This window comes from Lysinibacillus sp. HST-98 (assembly GCF_016757845.1).
Classification (GTDB): domain Bacteria; phylum Bacillota; class Bacilli; order Bacillales_A; family Planococcaceae; genus Lysinibacillus; species Lysinibacillus capsici.
Window position 1 is genome coordinate 84,986 of sequence record NZ_JAENHX010000014.1, and the last position, 22,574, is coordinate 107,559.

Below are 22,574 nucleotides of genomic sequence, written 5' to 3' on the forward strand. Positions count from 1 at the left end.
TGTTTCTTTATAGAAGAAAACAATTTGGTTAAGGGAAGTGAGCAGAATGATACGATTCATGGAAGAAAAAGATATTCCTGAGGTTTTGGCTATCTATAATGATATTATTTTAACAAGCAAGGCTGTTTATCGATACGAAATACAAACTTTTGATGAAAAAGTACAGTGGTTTAAGGAACAACAAGCATTAGATAATCCTTTACTTGTATTTGAGGATAATGGGCTTGTTGCTGGCTTTGCTACCTATAGTCAATTCCGTCCTTATCCAGGTTATAAATATACAATGGAGCACTCTGTCTATGTGCATAAAGAGCATTATCAAAAAGGGATTGCGACAAAACTCATGAACAAGCTGATAGCGATGGCTGAAGAAAATGGGGTCAAAACGCTTGTTGCTGGTATTGATGGAGAAAACATTGGTAGTATTAAAGCACATGAAAAATTAGGCTTTGAATATGCAGGAACCATTAAAAATGCAGGCTATAAATTTGAACAATGGCTAGACCTTGTGTTCTATCAACTTCATTTGACTGGACCGAAATCATAAAAGGATATGACAAATGTCATATCCTTTTTGTGATGTTTGCGTCTGTTATTGACTTGTGTTCTTGTTTTATGATGAGATCATAAGAAAAAAAGAAACGAGGGAGTAAAAGATGGCAACTATTAAAGAAAAAACAAAAAAGTTACGCCAAGATGTAGCGCCATTTGCCAAATCAGATACGCGTAAAAGTGTTTTTCAGATTATAAATACAATTGTACCGTTAATTGCATTATGGGTGGCTGGTTACTTGTTAGTGGATGTATCACCTTGGCTAACAGTTGGCTTAAGTGCCATTTCAGCAGGTTTTGTCGTACGAACTTTTATTATTTTTCATGATTGTACACACGGGTCATTTTTCAAAAGTAAAAAGGCAAACGACTGGGTTGGATTTTTTACTGGGGTGCTAACATCATTCCCTTATGAAAAATGGAAACGTGAGCATACAATTCACCATGCAACAAGCTCAAACTTAGACAAGCGTGGTATCGGTGATATTGATATGATGACAGTTGAAGAATATATGCAAGCCTCAAAAGGGCAGCGTCTATGGTACCGCTTCTATCGTAATCCATTTGTGATGTTTGGATTAGGCCCACTTTATATGGTTCTTGTCTTAAATCGTTTTAATCGTAAGGATGCGAAGAAGAAGGAACGTCTCAATACAATTTTAACGAATATTGTCATGGTGGGAATTTGTGCCGCTTTAATTTTCTTCATGGGCTGGCAAGCGTTTTTATTAGTGCAAGGCGTTACTTTATTTATTGCAGGTTCTTTAGGAATTTGGTTATTTTACATCCAACACACGTATGAAGATTCTTATTTTGAACACGATTCAGAGTGGGATTATGTGAAAGCTGCAGTTGAAGGAAGCTCCTATTATAAATTGCCAAAACTTTTACAATGGGTAACAGGGAATATTGGTTTCCATCATGTTCATCACTTAGCTCCTCGTGTACCTAATTATAATCTTGAAAAGGCACACAATGAGACACCGCCATTACACATGGCAACAACGATTACTTTACGTACGAGTTTAGAATCACTACGTTACAAGTTATATGATGAAGATCAAGGTAAATTTGTGACGTATAAAGAAGTAAATGAAATTATAAAACGTAAAGCAAGAGGCAGTATTGCCGCTTAGTTGATAACAGCCATCTCTGCAAGAGAGATGGCTGTTTTATGTAAAGAGAAGACTATGGGTCAAAGCATGCACAGGCATAAATTTAATTTTCTTGTTATAATAAGGGAAAAGTAGGAAAGAGCGTGAGATTATGTTGAGGAAATGGCATAGTATTATTCCGAATAGTCCGATGCTCAGTGTATATTTGTGGATAATTTTTTGTTTCCTACCGTTTTTCTTCATTTTTAGGAAATCATCTTATATCGAAATATCGATAGGCATTACATTTTTAATGCTTTATTTTATCTTCTATCGATTTGCTATGAATTCGAAAAGCGGTTTAGTTTATATGTGGATTAGCTTTGAAATGGTTATAAACATTATTATGACCATCTTGTATGGCTATGTCTATTTGTCCATTTTCACAGCATTTTTTATTGGGAATATCCGAAGACCCGTCGGCTTTTATATTATGTATGGTCTACATATTGGATTTACAGTTATTTCAACTGGTGCTGGATTCTTTGTAGAGCTCAACCTATTTTTATCACAGTTGCCTTTCGTTGTATTAACTATTTTAGCTGTTGTCCTTTTACCGCTAACGCTTTATTCCAAAAATAAACGTGAAAATTTAGAGGGACAGTTAGAAACAGCCAATGAACGTATTGCTGAATTAATTGTTTTTGAAGAACGACAAAGAATAGCTCGAGATTTGCATGATACATTAGGACAAAAATTGTCCATGATAGGTTTGAAGAGTGATCTAGCTTCTAGGTTGATTGAACGAGATCCCCAGCAAGCCTTGATTGAGATTAAGGATATACGCCAGACGGCTAGTATTGCCTTAAAAGAGGTTCGGGAATTAGTTTCAGATATGCGTACGGCAAAATTTGAAGATGAGATCATGCGTATTTCACAAATACTAAAGGCAGCTGAAATGGAGTTTGTCTTTGAGGGTGATAAAAACGCATTGCAAGTTCCACCACTTGTAGAGAATGTTTTATCAATGTGCTTAAAAGAGGCGGTTAATAATGTTGTCAAACATAGTGGAGCAACAAAATGTGAAATTGCTTTCCATCAAAATTTTAAAGAAGTTTATTTGGTAGTGCGAGATAACGGACAGGGTATTACGAAAAAACAAGCCTGGAGAACTGGTAATGGATTGAAAGGAATGCGGGAACGTTTAGAGTTTATTAATGGGTCCTTTAAAATTGAAAGTGTTGAGGGCACTACATTAACGGTAACTATCCCAGTAGCTATTACGCATCAGAATGTCAAAGACAATTTGAAGAACATATAGAAAAGAGGATTGTGACATGATACGAATTGTGATTGCTGAAGATCAGGGGATGCTATTAGGCGCACTTCGCTCTTTACTTAGTATGGAGGAGGATATGGAGGTTGTTGGCTTAGCAAAAAATGGTGAGGAAGCATTGATGCTTGTGGAAGAGCATCAGCCTGATATTTGTGTTATGGATATTGAAATGCCGGTGAAAACGGGACTAGACGCAGCAGAAGAAATGCATAGCACTGGCTCAGGTTGTAAAGTCATTATTTTAACTACATTTGCTAGACCTGGTTATTTCGAACGTGCTAGAAAAGCGAGTGTCAGAGGCTATTTATTAAAGGATAGCCCTATAGAGGAGTTAGTGAGCGCAATCCGTACAATAATGGACGGTAAACGCATTTATGCGCCAGAGCTCGTTGATTTTGTCTATGAAGATGATAGTGAAAATCCTTTAACGGAGCGAGAGAGTCAAGTTCTGACACTTGTAGCAGAGGGCAAGACGACAAAGGAAATTGCTGCTGAGCTGTTTTTGTCTGCTGGCACAGTTCGTAATTATATTTCGACGATTTTAGAAAAACTAAACGTTGGCAATCGAATTGAGGCCATTGCACGCTTTAAAGAAAAAGGATGGAATAAATAAAATGAGAACCTTATCGCATCATAAGCGAAAAGGTTCTCATTTTTTTACTTATTGCGTTTAGTTAAACGACCAAGAACGAATGCACCTGCTGCTACTGCAAGAACAGTATTCGTTTTTTTCGTAAATACTTGTTTTGTGACAAGATTAAGGTTTTGAGGACGCTCAGCTAAACGGCGCATGAAATACCCGTACCAATCTTCGCCGAATGGAACGTATACACAGAAGTTATAGCCCTCTTTTGCAAGCTCTTTTTGCATTTCTGTACGGAAACCATATAGCATTTGGAATTCAAATTTATCAAGCGGAATATTATGATCAGCTACAAAGCGTTTTACGTGCGCAATGATATTGTGATCATGAGTTGCGATTGATGTAAATTTACCGTTTAGTAGGTGATATTCAATCAACTCAATAAAGTTTAAATCAATATCTAATTTGTCTTGATAGGCTACTTCAACTGGCTCTTTATAAGCACCTTTTACGATACGTAAACGGTAGTCCTTAAATTTTTCAATATCATCTTTTGCACGGTAAAAGTATGATTGGATGACCGTACCAACATTATTAAATGTTTTCGATAATTCTTCCACCATATCGAAGGAAGTTTGTAGGCGTCCATAGTCTTCCATATCAAAGTTAACAAAGATATCATATGAAGCGGCTTTTTCTACAATCTCATACAGATTGTCATAACAAAAATCAACATCAATATCTAAGCCTAATTGAGATGGCTTTAATGAAATATGTGCAGCTACACCATTTTCGTTAATAGCTTCGATCACAGTAAGGATTTTTTCTTTAGCAGCAGTCGCTTCTTCTTTACTTGAAACAAATTCACCTAAGTTATCTACTGTACAAGAAATATTATGTGCATTTAGTTCTTTGATGCTTGCAATTGTTTCTTCGATATTTGTACCAGCTACTACACTTTGTGCTCCTAATTTTAGGCCATATTTCTTTGCAGCACTATTTAATAGTTGGTTCTCAGATAAGTGGATGAAAAAATCGCGTAATAACATGGTCATTCTCCTAACTGCATTTTCTTTTTAGTATAACATAAATTATTTAAACTATATTACATTCAGCCTAACAATTATTTCATATCAAGTATTTGCATACGTTCATTAAATAGTGCAGGATAACTTAAAAAGCCTATCATAACGCTGGATAATGTTGCAGTTGTTAAGAGAGCAAAGATAATTAAGAGTTGAAATTGGACTGCCTGAAGAGGGTCGGCTCCCCCAATAATTTGACCACTCATCATCCCTGGTAGCTGTACTAGTCCGATTGTTTTTTGACTCTCAATCGTAGGAATCATACTAGCTTTTATGGCATTAATTAATTGGCGATGAATAGCCTGTTTTGGTGTGCCACCCAGGGATAGTATTAGTTCCATTTGATCCTTATGGTTAGTAATTTCAGCTGTAAAACGATTTAAGAATAAAATGGATAGCACCATGGAATTACCAATTAGCATCCCGCTAATGGGAATGATATACTGGGCAGTTGCTGGAACAATTTGAAAGCCTAGCAAAACACCTTGTGTAATTATTTCTATCATGAGAAGAGTCAGTGCTATTTTCCAGGTGATTCCTTTAATACCTGCTCCTTTTTTTCGTGCATTTAACGTGGCCACGATAATCATTAGTGCTACCATCAGGAAAATATAGCTATAACTATTTGCATCAAACACAAATTTTAATATATAGCCGACAGCAAGCAATTGAATGATGGAGCGTAATGTTGCAATAAGTGTATCTTTTTCAAGGTCTAACTTTAATATTTTGGATAGTAGTAAAGGAATACAAACAAAAATTAATGTCAGTGATAAGGCTGGAAATGTCATTTGTTTACCCCCTGTACAAACTCAGCAACACGTGGATTTGTGGGTTCATTGAGTAATGAACTTTTACCAGTTTCAACGAGCTCCCCATTCATCATAACCCATGTATAGTGACCAAGCGTTAGAGCTTGTTGCAAATTATGGGTAATCCAAATCATGGTGACATTGTATTTTTTGTTAATGGTGACAATCAATTCTTCAATATCCTGTACGGATTGACGATCCAAGGCAGATGTTATTTCGTCTAATAATAAAATAGAGGATTGATTGATAAGTGTTCGAGCGATGGATACCTTTTGACGTTGTCCGCCTGATAGATTATTTGTAGATTGATGCAGGAAGCTTTCGTTTAACCCAACGTCCTCTAAATATTGAATAGCCTCCTGCTGCAAAAGTTTTTGTCCTTGCAGTGTACGAGGAAGTGCAAGATTCTCTAACACTGTACCTGCTATCATAGGAGCTGCCTGTAAAGCAATACCAACATGCCTTCTTAAAGCTGTTGGATCATATGTAGAAATAGGTTGATTATCAACGAGTATATGCCCATTTGATGGTGAGAGAAGGCCATTACATAATTTAAGTAAAGTTGTTTTACCAGCGCCAGAGGGACCAACGAGAGTGGTAATTTGCCCTTTTGGAAATGACCCAGTAATTGACTTTAATATCATTTTGTCATTTACTGAAAATTGAACTTGTTGAAAGTGAATGGCAGGTTCATATAACATATTCATCTATTGAAACTCCTTTACTTTAGTCAGTAAAATAACTGTAGCATGAAATGATTGGAAGATGGTGTGGAAAAAAGAAAGAAGGGGATTTGGGAATGGAAATATTGTATTTCGATACATTAACCTATGCACAAGGTGATATGTATGTAGTGGCTTCAGACAAAGGACTTGTATATATAGGTACACCAAATGCATCATTCGAAGAAGTAAAGGAGTGGGCTGAAAAACCATTTAAAGGATATTGCTTTGAAGAGGATTCAGAAAAGTTGCTCCCATATAAAGAGCAGTTAACAGCCTATTTTAAGAAGGAACTTATTGAATTTAATCTTCCAATCCATGTAAAAGGGACAGCATTTCAATTAGCAGTGTGGGATGCACTAAAAGAATTACCCTATGGTACAACAACAACTTACGGAAATATTGCTCAACGCATTGGTAATCCCAAAGCGGTTCGAGCAGTAGGGACTGCTATTGGAGCAAACCCAATCCTGGCGATTATTCCATGTCATCGGGTCATTGGCAAAAATGGTCAATTAACAGGCTTTAGAAGCGGCTTAGCTATGAAACAATTTTTACTTGAGTTAGAGAAGGAATCGCTCGATAGAAGTGGTAAATGTTAATCTCTTGCTAAATGATGGAAAGAGCGCTTTTTCTATAGACTTGATTACTTCAAACAAAGTAACCTACTTCATCTGTAAATGAACGGTTTCCAATGTAGGAGTACACCAAAAGAAATCTGCCCCATTATCCAGAGATAAAGGAGCAGATCACTAGCTATACATGTTGTTCTTCTTGAACATTGTTCTGTGTTTTACCGAAATGTGTTAAACGATGAGCGAAGGTTTCGCCTCGTACAGCGGAGCTTTTAAAAATATCTTGGTATTCGTACGCAGGCGTTCCGTGTTCCATTACATCTAATCCAGCAATTTCTTCTTCAGCCGTTACTCGTAATGGGACAAATGCTTTGATGATCAATAAACCTGCTGCTACAGATACACTAACCCAAGCAATAGTTGCAATAACGCCAATTGCTTGAATACCTAATAGACCAAAACCCCCACCATAAAATAAACCTTGCCCACCAATATCAAATAGGCCAACTGCCAGCGTTCCCCAAATACCACAAATACCATGAACAGCAATTGCTCCAACAGGATCATCAACTTTTAGCTTCCACTCTAGGAAGCGTACACATTCCACAAGTAAAGGTGCAGCAATTAAACCAATGATAAGCGAGCCAAAAATGCTGACATTCGCTGCACCAGCAGTAATCCCTACAAGCCCAGCTAATGCACCATTTAATGTAAGAGAACCATCAATATGTCCGTATCGAAATTTTGTATAGAAAGCAGTGGCAACGACACCAGCTGCAGCTGCAAAAAACGTATTAGCAATAACACTAGGAACTAGCTCTGGATCAGCAGCTAATGTAGAAGCACCATTGAAGCCGAACCAGCCAAACCAAAGTAAAAATACGCCTAATGCACCTAATGGAATACTGTGTCCTGTAATAACATTTACTCGACCATTTTCATATTTGCCTAGTCGAGGTCCAACCATAACTGCTGCGACAAATGCTGCAACAGCCCCTGTTAAGTGAACAACTGTCGAGCCAGCAAAATCAACAAAACCTAAATCTGTTAACCAACCTTGCCCACTCCAAACCCAGTGGCCTACTACAGGATAAACAACTAAAGACATAAGTATAATAACTCCAACATAAGCGAAAATATTAGTACGTTCTGCAACAGCCCCCGATAAAATAGTTGCTCCAGTTGCAGCAAACATTGTTTGGAAGATAAAGAAAGAAAGATCATCTACTCCTTTTAAAGCAAAGCCACTTGTGCCGAAAATGCCACCTACTGAGTCTCCGAACATAATGGCATAGCCACATAAAAAATAGACGATCCCACCAAGAGAAATAGTAAGAAAATTCTTCATGATGATATTGACTGCATTTTTTGAGCGGGTAAATCCAGCCTCAACCATAGCAAAACCTGCATGCATAAAGAATACTAAAATAGCGCCAAGCATCACCCAAATTAAATTAACAGATAATAGTACTTCATCCATCTATATCGCCCCCTTTATTCTACTGCAATCGATCCGACTTCTTTTGTTCGGATACGAATTGCTTGTTCTACTGGATAAATGAAAATCTTCCCGTCCCCAACTTTACCGGTTGCTGCTTCACGCAATAAAATCTCTACAATGGCATCAACTTTGCCATCGTCTACAATCATTTCTAATTTTAATTTAGGTAAAAATTCAATTTCATACGTATTGCCGCGGAAGAGTCCTGTTCGACCTAGCTGACGTCCACAACCAGCGATTTCAGAAACGCTTAACCCTGCAATTCCTTCCTGTGCAAGACCATCCCGAACTGCTCCAAAAACTTCAGGACGAATGATTACTTCAATTTTTTTCATGTGTACCAGCTCCTTGCGTGAATTTAATTTACATGTTAAAACGGTATTAAAAACAGTGCAATTGTTTTTTTAGATTATATGTAAGGTTAGTTTACATTAATTATTTCTAGTCCCGAAATATTTTGGAAAAAAGGTTTTTATAAAGGGAATGAAAGCGGTATTAAAATTTGTGTCTAAAATGTGTACAGTTCTAAATTTTCTGACTATTTATGTTAGAAAACCTAACATCTATAAGAGGGAATGTAATACGCAAGAATTTGGGTATATAGTGTATACTAGGACTAATTATCAAAGCGGAAGAAGGGGTTTCTTTTGAGATCAAACTATGCAGATGATAGCTTAGCGCTACACACAGACTTATATCAAATCAATATGGCAGAATCCTACTGGGCGGATGGCATACATAATAAAAAAGCAGTTTTTGAATTGTATTTTAGAAAATTACCTTTTGGTAATGGCTATGCCATATTTGCTGGGTTAGAGCGAATGCTTGATTATCTACGTGATTTTCATTTTAGTGAATCGGATATTGCGTATTTACGTGATGAAGTAGGTTATAAAGAGGACTTTATCCAGTATTTAAAGAACATCCGATTTACAGGAGATATGTATTCCATGGTAGAAGGGGAACTAGTTTTCGCAAATGAACCAATTGTCCGAATCGAAGCTCCATTAGTAGAAGCGCAGCTAATTGAAACAGCATTACTTAATATTGTTAACTATCAAACATTAATTGCTACAAAGGCTAGCCGTATCAAACAAATTATTAAAAATGAAGTGGCGATGGAATTTGGTACAAGGCGTGCACAAGAAATGGATGCTGCTATTTGGGGAACACGTGCAGCGTTTATCGGTGGTTTTGCTTCCACAAGTAATGTGCGGGCAGGTAAGCTTTTTAAAATTCCTGTCTCTGGTACACATGCCCATGCATTAGTACAAGCTTATAAAAATGATTATGATGCATTCCATGCTTATGCTAAACGTCATCGCGATTGTGTGTTTTTGGTAGATACTTATAATACATTGAAATCAGGGGTGCCAACTGCTATTAAAGTAGCTAAAGAGCTAGGAGACAAAATTAACTTTATTGGCATACGTTTAGATAGCGGCGATATTGCTTTCTTGTCGAAAGAAGCTCGCCGTATGTTGGATGCTGCAGGCTTCCATGATGCTAAAATCATTGTTTCAAACGATTTAGATGAATACACCATCTTAAATTTAAAAGCTCAAGGAGCAAAAGTGGATGTTTGGGGAATCGGTACAAAGCTTATTACAGCTTATGACCAACCTGCGTTAGGTGCAGTATATAAAATGGTGGCCATCGAGAATAGCGAAGGGCAACTTGAAGATACGATAAAAATCTCAGCTAATGCGGAAAAGGTATCAACGCCAGGCTTGAAAAATGTCTATCGTATTATCGATAAAAAGAACGGAAAGGCAGAAGGAGACTACATCACAATGCACGATGAAAATCCTCAAGCTGAGGAACGTATCAAAATGTTCCATCCGATTCATACGTTTGTCTCAAAGTTTGTTACAAATTTTGATGCCAAGAATTTACATCAGCATGTTATTAAAACTGGAGCGATCAACTATCAAAACCCTACATTAGAGGAAATGCGTGATTACGCGGCGGAGAATTTAGAGCTGTTATGGGATGAATATAAGCGTGCGATGAATCCTGAAGAATATCCAGTCGATCTCAGTCAAAAATGCTGGGATAATAAGATGCGTAATATTGAAGAAGTGCATGCGATGGTTAAACGAATGTAAAAAGGAGTGACAGGTGCAATGACTTTACAGCAACAAATTATTGAGGAATTACGCGTATTGCCTAACATTGATGTACAGGGGGAAATACGTAAATCCATTGATTTTTTAAAGGAATATGCAAAACGCTATAGTTTTGTAAAAGGGTTTGTTCTTGGTATTTCTGGTGGTCAAGATTCAACATTAACAGGTAAACTAGCGCAATTGGCGATTGATGAATTAAATGCAGAAGAGGGAGAAATGAAGTATTCGTTTTTCGCTGTACGATTACCATATGGCGTACAAGCTGATGAACAAGATTGCCAAGATGCCATTGATTATATAAAGCCAACGAAGGTTTATACAGTAAATATAAAAGACGCAGTGGATGCTAGTGTGAGAGCTCTAACAAATGCAGGTGTTGAGCTGAATGACTTTGTGAAAGGGAATGAAAAGGCTCGTGAGCGTATGAAGGTCCAATATTCCATTGCTGCAATGAATGGAGCGGTTGTATTAGGAACAGATCATGCTGCGGAAGCTGTTACAGGCTTCTATACAAAGTTTGGAGATGGTGGAGCAGACTTGATGCCAATCTTTCGTTTAAATAAACGACAAGGAAAGCAATTGCTAGCTGAACTTCAATGCCCTGAGCATCTATATAAAAAGGTGCCTACAGCAGATTTAGAAGAAGATCGTCCCTCATTGCCAGACGAAGTGGCGCTAGGTGTGTCGTATGATCAAATAGATGATTATTTAGAGGGGAAAGAAATTCCAGAAGAACCTCGCCAAAGATTAGAAGGGTATTATTTGCGTTCCCAACATAAGCGTCATATGCCAATAACAATATTTGACGATTTTTGGAAGTAAGATGAGTGAAAAGGGTTATAAGGAAAGTGTTTACACTTTTAAAAATAGCTCTTTTCACTCTTTTTTTATGAATTATGGTTCTATGTTGTTAATTGTCAGCATATAATGTCGATATAATTACCTATAAGGATAGTAAAATGTAGAGGAGGGTAACTTTTTATGAGGACTTCTAGAGTGAGTGCAACGACAAGTAGTGTTTTTCGGCAGGAACAACAGTATTTACATGCTGGTGATCTCAGCCATAACTTTGGGCAAAATCCACAAAAGCAATTTCGAAATAGATTACAAAAAAATAAAGAGAAGACGTACAATTCAACAGCTATTTCTGTAAATTCACAACAGCAGCAACCGATTGCACCTATCCATGTAGATAGCGCTAGTGATTTGGAAATTCGCCGTGAATTAAATGAAACGGCACTAAAGCTCAGTCGTTTAAACAAACAAAAGAAGCGACTCAATAGTTATCGTTCTTCCATATAAGCTAAACTCTCCACATCAGTGTGGGGAGTTTTTTTATTATTGAGGAGAAGTAAGTGAAAGCACTAAGTTCAAAATATTTGAAGTGAAGATGTTCATGGAATGTTCAAGGTAATTTTTCCATTTCTTCACAGCGATTTTCAACTAATTTCACAACTAATCTGTAATGTAGGAGATGGCAATAAAAAACTAAACTAAACTAAACTTAGGAGGATAAAGTTGTGAAAAAATTATGGTTACCTGCACTAATATTATTATTTGTACTTGCAGCTTGTGGTAGCGAAAAAAAACAGGTAGAAGAAAAGGGAATGGAGCAAGAAACTACGAAAAATGAATCAGAAACCGTACAAGTTGCTTCACTAGTAGATACACGGTTACAAGAGCCAGGAGAAGATACAATTTGTGAAATGTGTAATATGAAAGTTTATATGAAAGACCATGAGATGGGTGTATTTTCAGCACAGGCAATAAAAGAAGATGGAACAATCGCTTTTTATGACGATATTGGCTGTTTATTAAATGCAGAGGTTGCTAATGAAGAAAAAAACGAAAAGTTTGTACGTGATTTTGTAACGAAAGATTGGGCAAAGATTGAAGATGTAACAATTATAAAAACGGAGCTGAAATCTCCCATGAACTGGGGCTATATTTATTTCGTGGACAAGGCTGAAGCAGATAAATATATGCAAGAAAATTCGAAAGCTTATGTGGAGGAACTACAAAAAATTAAAGATGATGCATTGGAGAGACGTAAGAAAAAGATGCAAAAAAAGGCTGAGGATGAAAAAGATGCATCCGGCTCTATGCATTCGAATGAAATGAATGAAGAAGGGCACAGTCATTAAATCAAAGACTAGGGGAAATCCTCTAGTCTTTTCTTGCTCAATGAGGAGGTGGAAAGTGATGAAGCAAATCATGTTGTTCTTTTTGTTTTTTCTAATTACAAGTCAAACGGTATATGCAGAATATGGATAGCACAGTTGAAAAATATGATGTTGGAGGAGAAGGGAAAAGGTAATACAGTTATCTTCTCTACTATCTGCTGTCATTTGCTGAAGAAATAGCAGATGATCTATTAGTTTTACATGAAGGTGAAATTATTATTTCTGGGGCGATAACTGAAATTTTCTTACAAGAAAATTCTACATCCTTAGAAGAAATATGGTTAAAAAGATTGAATTTGTAACATTCTAATGGATAATGACGTTATATAATAAGGATTAGGCTTGTTTGAATGTTGTCAAACAAGCCTTTTTTATGAATGTTCGTAGGAAGTAGAAGTTTCAGATAATTGTTTTACAGGACAGATTTCGCTATGCTTAGATTAAGTTTGCTTGCAATTCACACAATTGCTTGATGGAATGGGAGGCTTTTTGATTAATGAATGCTCAAATACAGAACGTTTTAGAAAATATAGAAAAAGTAATGATTGGTAAAAGAGAAGTTGCTGAGCTCAGTATTGTCGCATTATTAGCAAGGGGACATGTTTTGTTGGAGGATGTACCTGGAGTAGGAAAGACAATGATGGTGCGAGCACTTGCAAAATCTTTTGATGCACAATTTAAGCGTATTCAATTTACGCCAGATCTATTGCCATCAGATGTAGTCGGTATTTCAATTTATAATCCTAAGACAATGGAGTTTGAATTTCGTCCAGGGCCAATTATGGGGGATGTGGTATTAGCCGATGAAATTAACCGAACGTCTCCGAAAACTCAATCAGCCTTGTTAGAGGGGATGGAAGAGGCTTCTGTTACAATTGATGGGAAAACGCTGATGATCAATCAGCCATTTTTTGTTATGGCTACACAAAATCCCATTGAACATGAAGGTACCTATCCTTTACCCGAAGCACAACTAGATCGCTTTCTCTTAAAGATAAAAATGGGTTATCCATCTAGGTGGCAGGAAGTTGAAATTTTACGAAGAGCTGAGAATGGTAAAGCCATTGAAAAAATCGAAGCAGTATTAACAGTAGCTCAATTAATCGAATTACAGGAGCTTGTTCAAGGTGTGTATGTAGAAGATTCTGTTAAAAATTATATGGTGGAGCTTGCTACCCTAACAAGGGAAAATAATTATGTCTTTTTAGGCGTGAGTCCACGTGCCACAATAGCGCTAATGAAAGCTTCGCAGGCTTACGCATTTTTGAAAGGACGAAGCTATGTTACCCCTGATGATGTTCAATATTTAGTGCCATTTGTTTTTAGCCATCGTTTAGTTTTAAAACCAGATGCACGCTATGATAACGTGACAGCAGACGAAATTATCCAGCGTATCATTGCTAAAACACCAGTTCCGACAAAGAGGTTTGCAGAACAATGAGGCAATGGAAAGCTTTTGTAGAAAAAAGTAAACATTTCCTATTAATTGCTTTCTTGATGATCGTAACATTTTGTTATGCAATGTTCCAAGGTGGATTTGTTAGCTGGTTTGTATTTTTTACGGTTAGTCCGTTTTTAGTATATGCATTCATGTTCTTTGTCGTTAAAGAAGATATTTTACTAATCGAACGCAAGATCGACCCGATTCATATAGAACGAGGTCAATCAGCGAAGGTGCTTATTACGATAGAACGTAAAACACGTTTTCCATTTGCCTATATCGTAATGGAGGAACTTGTGGATAGTGAGGGATTAGTGCAAGCTAAAATCCAAAATGCGAATGCCATAAAGTTCGTTGGATTTAAAAAAAACTTTAGCTGGCAATATGAATTGGAAAATATGCCACGCGGTGAACATCGCTACCTAGGTGTTACAATTGTTTTCTACGATTTTTTTGGCTGGGCTAAAAAGGTTGTCGTAGCAGAAAAGGACCAAACTATTTTAGTTTACCCAAGAATACAAGAGATGAAATATGCTGCGCTTCAAACAAAATATGATGTTGGCCCGATGATGTCACCATACTCTATAGTGAAGGACACATCCATGGCTGTTGGATTAAGAGAGTACGTTCCAGGAGATCGTTTTTCTTGGATTCATTGGAAATCATTTGCCCGTACGCAAAAGTTGCAGTCTAAGGAATTTGAGGATCGACAATCATCAGAACTACTGTTAGTGCTGGACGCTACGAAATCCTCATTGTTTGAAGAAAAAGTGGAAATAGTAGCTTCAATGCTACAGATGATCGTTCAAGAACGAGGAGATTTATCATTTATTTCTGCTGGAGAAATGACGAAAGTATTCCCTGCTATACAGGGGGACAAGCATTTAGATCAAGTAATGTATCATTTAGCTGCGATAAAACCTACGGAGAATGTCAAGTTTCGATTTCATGATCAACAAGCCTTTAAGCAAGTTGCAACAATGCTTTACGTGACAAGTGATGTTTCAGATGAATTACTACATACTCTTGCAAATATAGTGAAAAGCTGTATTTGTTTTGTAGTGGCAAAGCAGCCACCAGTGCAATCTGAGCTTGCGATGCGGTATAAACATATTCAAGTTATTTATGTGAAGCCAGCAGATTTCTATCATTTATTCACGGAGGTGATGAGACCGTGAAGCAATCATTAGGAGAATTTTTAGAATTAGCCATAGCTTATGTTATTGTATTTTTCATTTTGCGTGAATGGCTTATTCCCATTATGCAATTAACGAATACAGGTGGGATGCATCTTTTCTTAGTGTTTATCGGTATGTCTTTAGCGCTAAGTCTTTTCCGCGTACATCCATTGTTATCAGGATTAGTGAAGTTTGGTTATATTACCTGGTTTATCGTTTTTATCTATAGCCCTAGTCCTGTATTATCTGGTGATACATTGCCTTTTTTATTGGCTGAATGGAAAGGGAACATGGCCACGATTCTAACAGGTGACTTTGGACAGGTTTCAGATGTTTTCAGAACAGTATTATTCCTTGTGTTGATTTGGATGCTAGTTTATTTAATTCACCATTGGGTTTCGGTGCGAAAAAATATATTCTACTTCTTTGCCATGACCGTATTCTTTATTGCTACTTTGGATACATTTAGTGACTATGATGGTAAAGCGGCAATTGTAAAAGTTGTTGTTTTAGGGTTAATCATGACAGGTGTTCTTTTTGTCAAGCGTCTATGGCTTCAAGTGGAAACTACAAGTACGGCAATGGAGAAATGGAAAATTGTTATTCCCATGCTAGTATCTGTATTGCTCATTAGTTCTGTAGCATTCTTTTTACCAAAGACTGGACCAACATGGGCAGATCCTGTGCCGTTTATCCAAGGGGTTACTGGACAAGATAGAAATGGAAATGGTCAAAAATCAGTTGGTTATAGCCAAGATGATAGTCAGTTAGGTGGTCCGTTCCAAGGAGATAATACTTTAATTTTCACTGCCTCTTCTCGTGATCGCCATTACTGGCGCATTGAAACAAAAGATACGTATACATCGAAAGGTTGGGTTGTTTCAGAGGGGAACTTTGGGAAAAATGTTTATGAGTCAAATACACCCATTCTGACTTCTTTACAAGTTGGGCCACCCGAAAATGAACGTCAGATTCAATTAGATATTGCTGTTCCAATGCCATATTTAATTCAAACATATGGTATGCTTGCTGTTTCGGCTCAGGATTCCACTTTATTTATTCAAGATGAGCAGACTGAAAGAATGAATATAGAACAACAGGTAGGGGAATCGAAATCATTATCAAACTATTCATTGTCTTATAGCGAGCCTGTTTATAGTATGGAGCAGCTCCAATTGTCATATCCAGCAACACTTGAAACAATGGATTCTTCCTTTGACCGATTTTTGCAGTTACCAAACCAACTTCCCCAGCGTGTAAGGGACTTAGCGTCTGAAATAACGCAAAAGAAAGATACCGTTTATGAACAAATTAAGGCTGTAGAAAGTTATTTTAGAACAAATGGTTTTAAGTACGATAAAACGCAAGCCGCTATTCCTGCTGAAAATCAAGATTATGTCGATCAATTTTTGTTCGATACAAAAGTAGGGTATTGTGATAATTTCTCCACGTCAATGGTGGTTCTTTTACGTTCAGTAGGGATCCCAGCTCGTTGGGTAAAGGGTTTTGCACCAGGAACTGCAGGCCCCATGTCAGATGGATTACGCGAATATCGCATCACGAATGACAATGCGCACTCATGGGTAGAAGCTTTTATACCTGGAACGGGATGGATGGAGTTTGAACCGACAATCGGCTTTTCCGGCAATGTCAACATTGATTATGATATCCCGTTAGATACGTCTGACGAGGAAGAAGTATTGCAGCCAGAACAAAAACCTGAGCAGCCACAACCACAAGAACAGGTAACCGAGAAGGAACAACCGAACTCAACATTTAGCTTTGATGCAATGTGGTTATGGATGAAAAAGTTTGCCTATGTTTGGGTGATAATTGTTGTATTATTAATAATCATGGGTATTTCTTTATTCTTACAGCGTAAAACGTGGATTCCGAAGATGCATGTTCGAGCATACCGTAAAAAAGTAGCAGATTGGTCAAATTTCGATTCTTCTTACCATGTTTTATTGAGGCAATTATCTCGTATTGGCTTGCGCAGAAAAGATGGAGAAACGTTAAGTGCATTCGCAGAGCGTGTGGACGCAGCATTAGAAACAGATGAAATGCAAAAGCTAACGGTAGTCTACGAGCAACATATTTATGGGAAAGACAAAGAAGATGTTGATTTTATGAAGCTGAAAGAAAGTTGGGAATATTTAATCAATCGCACTATCAGTTGATTTTAACGTAGACAAAGAGTAAAATGAAAAAAATTAAATGCAAGGATTGCTTTCATATAAGTTCGATAATAGGGTTCGGATGTTTCTACGAAATCACCTTAAATGATTTCTCTATGAAGGCGGATGTTTTCGTTAGGTGAAAAGTATAGTAAATCACTTTACTTTGCTACGCATTCGCCTTTATCAATATTCTAGAGCTTATGAACGCGTAGAAAGTTTTTTTACTTTCTTCGCGTTTTTCTTTGAACACATGAAAATATCCTTTAAAAATAATAGAAGAGGTGGAAATTTTGACAGCTAGCCCTTTATTAAGAGAGCAAGAAAAAATTGTTGTACTAGACTTCGGTAGCCAATTTAACCAATTAATTACACGTCGTATTCGTGAATTTGGTGTTTTTAGTGAATTACATCCACATACGGTAACTGCAGAAGAAATTAAAGATATGAACGCAACAGGTATTATTTTCTCAGGTGGTCCAAACTCTGTTTATGATGAAAATGCCTTTCATGTGGATCCAGCTATTTTCGAATTAGGTTTACCGATTTTAGGTATTTGCTATGGTATGCAATTAATGGCACATACAAACGGTGGTAAAGTTGAAGGTGCTGAAACACGCGAGTATGGTAAAGCTGAAATTCAAGTAACAACACCAAACAAATTATTTGGTGAGTTACCTACAGAACAAATCGTTTGGATGAGCCATGGCGACCATGTAACAGAAGTTCCAGCTGGATTTGAAGTCATCGCAACTAGCGCATCTTGTCCGATTGCTGCAATGGCAAACGTTGAACGTAAACTATATGCTGTACAATTCCATCCAGAAGTACGTCACTCTGTATATGGTAGTGATCTATTACGTCAATTCGTATTCGACATCTGTGAAGCGAAAGGCGATTGGTCAATGGCAAACTTCATTGAGCTTGAAATTGCAAAAATTCGTGAAATCGTTGGCGATAAAAAAGTATTATGTGCGCTTTCTGGTGGTGTAGACTCATCAGTTGTAGCGGTGTTAATCCATAAAGCAATCGGCGATCAATTAACTTGTATGTTCGTAGACCACAACTTAAACCGTAAAGGTGAAGTTGAGCAAGTAATGAAAACATTTACAGAAGACTTTGACATGAATCTTATTAAAATTGATGCACGTAAACGATTCATGGACAAACTTGCTGGCGTTTCTGATCCAGAGAAAAAACGTAAAATTATCGGTAATGAATTCATTTATGTATTTGATGAAGAGGCATCTAAACTTGAAGGTATGGATTTCTTAGCACAAGGAACTCTTTACACAGATATTATTGAATCTGGTACTTCAACTGCACAAACAATCAAATCACACCATAACGTTGGTGGTCTTCCTGAAGATATGCAATTCCAACTAATCGAGCCACTGAAAACTTTATTTAAAGATGAAGTACGTGCGCTAGGTTTAGAGCTTGGACTTGACGAAAAAATCGTTTGGCGTCAACCATTCCCAGGTCCTGGATTAGGTATCCGTGTACTTGGTGAAGTAACAGAAGAAAAATTAGAAATCGTTCGCGAATCTGATTTCATTCTACGTGAAGAAATCGCCAAAGCTGGCCTTGATCGTGACATTTGGCAGTACTTTACGGTATTACCTGATATCCGTTCAGTTGGTGTAATGGGCGATGCTCGTACGTATGACTATGCAATCGGTATCCGTGCCGTTACATCTATCGATGGTATGACTTCTGACTGGGCACGTATTCCTTGGGATGTACTAGAGAAAATCTCTGTCCGCCTTGTAAACGAAGTAAAACACGTGAACCGCGTGCTATATGATATTACATCTAAGCCACCAGCAACGATTGAGTGGGAATAATAGCAAAAGCCCTAAAAGCCCTGAGAGGTTTTTAGGGCTTTTTTTGATTTAATTCCTTCTGAATTTATTGCTAAATGAAGTATCTCAACTGCAAAAATTGCTGGTAAAGTGTTGTATGTAGTAAACTAAATGAATGCACAAGAATTTATACTATTCAGATTAGGGGGGATTTAAATGGAGAAAAATAAACCAATGATTCATACATTAACGGTTGGGATGCCAAAAGAATTGATTGATAGCAAAGGACGTTCAATGATTACAGGGATTGAAAAGCAACGAGTGCAAGAAGTTTATTTATCCTCTCAAGGCTTTGAAGGGGATGATGTAGCTGATAAAAAACATCATGGTGGCCCTGATCGAGCAGTTTGTTTATATCCTGCGGAGCATTACATACAATGGGAACAGGAACTTGGAAAAACGTTACCCATTGCTGCATTTGGCGAAAATTTAACCGTAACAAATATGTTAGAAGCAGATGTTTGTATTGGTGATATTTATAAAATTGGGGATGCTGTCATTCAAATTACACAGGGACGTATTCCATGTAGTACGATTGATAGATATACGGAGGCAAACATATTACTCAAACGTTTAATCGAAACTGGCTATACAGGTTTCCTTGCGCGTGTTCTTGAAGAAGGGGCAATCTGTGCAGATTCAACAATTGAGCTTGTAGAAAAGCATCCTGCACGTATCTCTGTTTTGTATTGCAATGAAGTGTACTTCAAAAACAATGATGCAATCGCTATGAAACAAATACAAGCAGTAGATGCATTAGCAGACGATTGGAAAGAAAAATTAGAAAAAAGAATTCAAGTCTTGCAAAGTAAAGTGATGAGTTAAAACATAAGCTCAAAAGGAGGATCCTCTAGAATTCCTAGGGGATTTTTTCTTTAAACTGATTGGTGGAATATTCAGCACAAAGCCTCTTTAGTAATATATTTAATAGAACCTGAACATTAAATAAGGATTTTACACGAACTTTCGTATTTCTTTTTAGAAAAATGTTCGGAAATAGGGTTGAAATCTAAAAAACGAAATGATATATTACGAATGTAAATTAAATACGTCGTCGTATAATGTCGGGGATAAGGCCCGTGAGTTTCTACCAAGTTACCGTAAATAACTTGACTACGATTTAGGTTTATACATAAACGTATAAACACTAATTTGTTTCACACACTAATTGTGATGAAATATATCGTAGACATGCGACTAGTAGAGTAGTCAGCGTGTCTTTTTTGTTTTCGATATTGAAGACGACCACACGGAGGATTTTTTGATAATGAAAAAATATTTCATGTTCGATGAATTAGGAACTAATTATCGCCGCGAAATAATAGGCGGTATTACAACCTTCCTTGCAATGGCATATATTCTAGCTGTTAACCCAGGTATTCTAGAAAATGCAGGGATGGATAAAGGTGCTGTTTTCGTAGCAACAGCATTAGCAGCAGCAGTCGGTTCTTTGATTATGGGGATTTTCGCTAAGTTCCCGATTTCACTTGCTCCTGGGATGGGATTAAATGCATTCTTTGCATTTACTGTAGTCGGAGCATACGGTATTCCGTGGCAAACTGGTTTAACAGGTGTGTTCTTCTCAGGGATTATCTTTATTATTTTATCTTTAACTGGTATCCGCGAAACTGTTATTAATGCTATTCCAGTACAACTTAAATATGCAGTTTCTGCAGGTATTGGTTTATTTATCACTTTTGTTGGTTTACAAGGAGCAGGGATCATTGTTGATAGCCCAGCTACTTTAGTCACTTTAGGAAGTTTCACAGGCGCTACATTATTAGCGGTATTCGGAATTATTCTTTCAGTTATTCTTATTATTAAATTGCGCAGTATCGGTATTTTCTTAGGAATGGTGATTACTGCAGTTATTGGGATGATCACAGGTATCATCGATCCTCCGACAGCCGTGGTATCAGCTATTCCAAGTGTAGATTCTACATTCATGGTAGCACTAGAACCACTTGGTGACTTCGGTACATTATTTAACGTGAAGTTTTTAGTAGTAGTGTTAACATTCTTGTTTGTTGATTTCTTTGACACAGCTGGTACTTTAATGGCTGTAGCGACACAAGCAGGTTTAGTAAAAGATAATAAATTACCGCGTGCAGGACGTGCCTTAATGGCAGATGCACTAGCAACAACTATAGGTTCTTTATTTGGTACGTCAACAACAACAGCGTACGTAGAGTCAACTTCTGGAGTTGCTGCAGGCGCTCGTTCAGGATTTTCAGCAGTGGTAACAGCAGTACTGTTCTTAGTTGCTTTATTCTTCTCACCATTACTAGCGGTGGTAACACCAGCAGTTACTGCTCCAGCTTTAGTCATCGTAGGGGTACTAATGGTATCGTCCTTACGTTTAATTGATTGGGACAAATTCGAAATAGCAGTACCTGCATTCTTTACAGTGTTAATGATGCCACTTGGTTATTCAATTGCTACTGGTATTGCAATTGGCTTTGTATTCTACCCAATTACAATGTTATTAGCAGGTCGTAAAAAAGAAATTCATCCAATGATGTATGGTCTCTTCTTTGTTTTCCTTGCATACTTCATTTGGGTACGATAGTTAAACAGACACCTTTAATTGTTAGTAAGTTGCTAACAATTAGAGGTGTTTTTTATTGAGTTGATCCAAAATAAAAGAAGTTATTATTTTTACATTTATTATAGAAGAAACTCGGTTTTAAATAATGTGAATAGTTTTACTTTAATGAAACACTTGCAAACTTAAGTTTGTGATGATATATTTAAAAACGTTGTTACGAAACAAACGAACAACTTAAAAATATTAACATAAACAGTTGACAACAAGTTGACATTATGTTAAATTATAAAAAGTTACTTAGTGTAACTAGTAAATGAACCTTGAAAACTGAACAAGCAAAACGTAATCAATAAAGTTTTAAGTAGCTAGTTTTACTAGTGAACGAAACACAATTTTGGACATCAAACATGATGCCAGCAAAACAATTTGAGCTAATCAAATTTCTTTTATGGAGAGTTTGATCCTGGCTCAGGACGAACGCTGGCGGCGTGCCTAATACATGCAAGTCGAGCGAACAGAAAAGGAGCTTGCTCCTTTGACGTTAGCGGCGGACGGGTGAGTAACACGTGGGCAACCTACCCTATAGTTTGGGATAACTCCGGGAAACCGGGGCTAATACCGAATAATCTCTTTTGCTTCATGGCAAGAGACTGAAAGACGGTTTCGGCTGTCGCTATAGGATGGGCCCGCGGCGCATTAGCTAGTTGGTGAGGTAACGGCTCACCAAGGCGACGATGCGTAGCCGACCTGAGAGGGTGATCGGCCACACTGGGACTGAGACACGGCCCAGACT

20 protein-coding genes, 1 rRNA gene and 2 riboswitches are annotated in these 22,574 nt (G+C 37.3%); of the genes, 16 read left to right on the forward strand and 5 right to left on the reverse strand.

Features of this window, described 5'->3' with window-relative positions; all coding sequences use genetic code 11:
* Positions 1–46: 46 nt before the first annotated feature.
* The 4 genes from JIN86_RS22210 to JIN86_RS22225 all read left to right on the forward strand — a co-directional run bounded on the left by JIN86_RS22210 (position 47) and on the right by JIN86_RS22225 (position 3,595).
* Complete coding sequence (locus JIN86_RS22210) at positions 47–547, forward strand: GNAT family N-acetyltransferase (protein WP_004224452.1); 501 nt, start codon at positions 47–49, stop codon at positions 545–547.
* Between the two features lie 109 nt (positions 548–656).
* Positions 657–1,688 (forward strand): Delta(5) desaturase DesA, encoded by a 1,032-nt coding sequence (desA, locus tag JIN86_RS22215; protein ID WP_004224454.1) that lies wholly within the window; start codon positions 657–659, stop codon positions 1,686–1,688.
* 130 nt (positions 1,689–1,818) lie between these two features.
* Positions 1,819–2,967 (forward strand): sensor histidine kinase, encoded by a 1,149-nt coding sequence (locus tag JIN86_RS22220; protein WP_009374109.1) that lies wholly within the window; start codon positions 1,819–1,821, stop codon positions 2,965–2,967.
* A 16-nt stretch (positions 2,968–2,983) separates the two neighbouring features.
* A complete protein-coding gene (locus JIN86_RS22225) occupies positions 2,984–3,595 on the forward strand; it encodes a response regulator transcription factor (protein ID WP_004224461.1) in 612 nt (203 codons plus the stop codon).
* A gap of 44 nt (positions 3,596–3,639) precedes the next feature.
* Here JIN86_RS22225 and JIN86_RS22230 read toward each other — a convergent pair whose 3' ends face one another.
* From JIN86_RS22230 to JIN86_RS22240, 3 genes are all read right to left on the reverse strand, one after another.
* Positions 3,640–4,614 (reverse strand): proline dehydrogenase family protein, encoded by a 975-nt coding sequence (locus JIN86_RS22230; protein ID WP_202342907.1) that lies wholly within the window; start codon positions 4,612–4,614, stop codon positions 3,640–3,642.
* Positions 4,615–4,688: 74 nt separating this feature from the next.
* Complete coding sequence (locus JIN86_RS22235) at positions 4,689–5,441, reverse strand: ABC transporter permease (protein ID WP_004224467.1); 753 nt, start codon at positions 5,439–5,441, stop codon at positions 4,689–4,691.
* Positions 5,438–6,169 (reverse strand): ABC transporter ATP-binding protein, encoded by a 732-nt coding sequence (locus tag JIN86_RS22240; protein ID WP_202342908.1) that lies wholly within the window; start codon positions 6,167–6,169, stop codon positions 5,438–5,440. The genes JIN86_RS22235 and JIN86_RS22240 overlap by 4 nt, the downstream gene beginning before the upstream one ends.
* Positions 6,170–6,261: 92 nt before the next feature.
* On the opposite strand from JIN86_RS22240, the gene JIN86_RS22245 reads away from it, so the two are divergent.
* Positions 6,262–6,786, forward strand: coding sequence for a methylated-DNA--[protein]-cysteine S-methyltransferase (locus JIN86_RS22245; protein WP_004224473.1), 525 nt, complete (start codon positions 6,262–6,264; stop codon positions 6,784–6,786).
* A 154-nt stretch (positions 6,787–6,940) separates the two neighbouring features.
* Here the strand turns inward: JIN86_RS22245 and JIN86_RS22250 are convergent, their stop codons facing one another.
* Together JIN86_RS22250 and JIN86_RS22255 are read right to left on the reverse strand one after the other, a co-directional pair.
* On the reverse strand, positions 6,941–8,239 hold the full coding sequence (locus JIN86_RS22250; protein ID WP_004224475.1) for an ammonium transporter: 1,299 nt from the start codon (positions 8,237–8,239) through the stop codon (positions 6,941–6,943).
* Positions 8,240–8,253: 14 nt separating this feature from the next.
* A complete protein-coding gene (locus JIN86_RS22255) occupies positions 8,254–8,595 on the reverse strand; it encodes a P-II family nitrogen regulator (protein WP_004224478.1) in 342 nt (113 codons plus the stop codon).
* Between the two features lie 312 nt (positions 8,596–8,907).
* Between JIN86_RS22255 and JIN86_RS22260 the strand changes: the two genes are divergently transcribed.
* From JIN86_RS22260 to JIN86_RS22310, 11 genes are all read left to right on the forward strand, one after another.
* Positions 8,908–10,368 carry a nicotinate phosphoribosyltransferase gene (locus tag JIN86_RS22260; RefSeq protein ID WP_202342909.1) on the forward strand — a complete coding sequence of 487 codons (1,461 nt, stop codon included), beginning with the start codon at positions 8,908–8,910 and terminating at the stop codon, positions 10,366–10,368.
* An 18-nt stretch (positions 10,369–10,386) separates the two neighbouring features.
* A complete protein-coding gene (nadE, locus tag JIN86_RS22265; protein ID WP_004224483.1) occupies positions 10,387–11,211 on the forward strand; it encodes an ammonia-dependent NAD(+) synthetase in 825 nt (274 codons plus the stop codon).
* A gap of 159 nt (positions 11,212–11,370) precedes the next feature.
* Positions 11,371–11,691 carry an NAD synthetase gene (locus JIN86_RS22270; RefSeq protein ID WP_202342910.1) on the forward strand — a complete coding sequence of 107 codons (321 nt, stop codon included), beginning with the start codon at positions 11,371–11,373 and terminating at the stop codon, positions 11,689–11,691.
* A 218-nt stretch (positions 11,692–11,909) separates the two neighbouring features.
* On the forward strand, positions 11,910–12,533 hold the full coding sequence (locus tag JIN86_RS22275; RefSeq protein WP_202342911.1) for a hypothetical protein: 624 nt from the start codon (positions 11,910–11,912) through the stop codon (positions 12,531–12,533).
* Positions 12,534–13,068: 535 nt separating this feature from the next.
* Positions 13,069–14,013 (forward strand): AAA family ATPase, encoded by a 945-nt coding sequence (locus JIN86_RS22280; RefSeq protein ID WP_202342912.1) that lies wholly within the window; start codon positions 13,069–13,071, stop codon positions 14,011–14,013.
* Positions 14,010–15,191, forward strand: a complete 1,182-nt coding sequence (locus JIN86_RS22285) for a DUF58 domain-containing protein (RefSeq protein WP_004230521.1) — start codon at positions 14,010–14,012, stop codon at positions 15,189–15,191. Before JIN86_RS22280 ends, JIN86_RS22285 begins: the two co-directional genes overlap by 4 nt.
* Positions 15,188–17,371: a transglutaminase TgpA family protein gene (locus JIN86_RS24030; protein WP_202342913.1), complete on the forward strand. Its 2,184-nt coding sequence runs from the start codon at positions 15,188–15,190 to the stop codon at positions 17,369–17,371. Before JIN86_RS22285 ends, JIN86_RS24030 begins: the two co-directional genes overlap by 4 nt.
* A 32-nt stretch (positions 17,372–17,403) precedes the next feature.
* Positions 17,404–17,505, forward strand: a riboswitch (purine riboswitch).
* 156 nt (positions 17,506–17,661) lie between these two features.
* On the forward strand, positions 17,662–19,215 hold the full coding sequence (gene guaA / locus JIN86_RS22295) for a glutamine-hydrolyzing GMP synthase (RefSeq protein WP_004230525.1): 1,554 nt from the start codon (positions 17,662–17,664) through the stop codon (positions 19,213–19,215).
* A gap of 174 nt (positions 19,216–19,389) precedes the next feature.
* On the forward strand, positions 19,390–20,058 hold the full coding sequence (locus JIN86_RS22300; RefSeq protein ID WP_202342914.1) for an MOSC domain-containing protein: 669 nt from the start codon (positions 19,390–19,392) through the stop codon (positions 20,056–20,058).
* Between the two features lie 209 nt (positions 20,059–20,267).
* A riboswitch (purine riboswitch) is annotated at positions 20,268–20,369 on the forward strand.
* Between the two features lie 131 nt (positions 20,370–20,500).
* The gene (locus JIN86_RS22305) at positions 20,501–21,802 is read left to right on the forward strand and encodes an NCS2 family permease (RefSeq protein ID WP_004230532.1); all 1,302 of its coding nucleotides are present in this window, start codon (positions 20,501–20,503) and stop codon (positions 21,800–21,802) included.
* A 424-nt stretch (positions 21,803–22,226) separates the two neighbouring features.
* A 16S ribosomal RNA gene (locus tag JIN86_RS22310) occupies positions 22,227–22,574 on the forward strand; the annotation flags it as partial.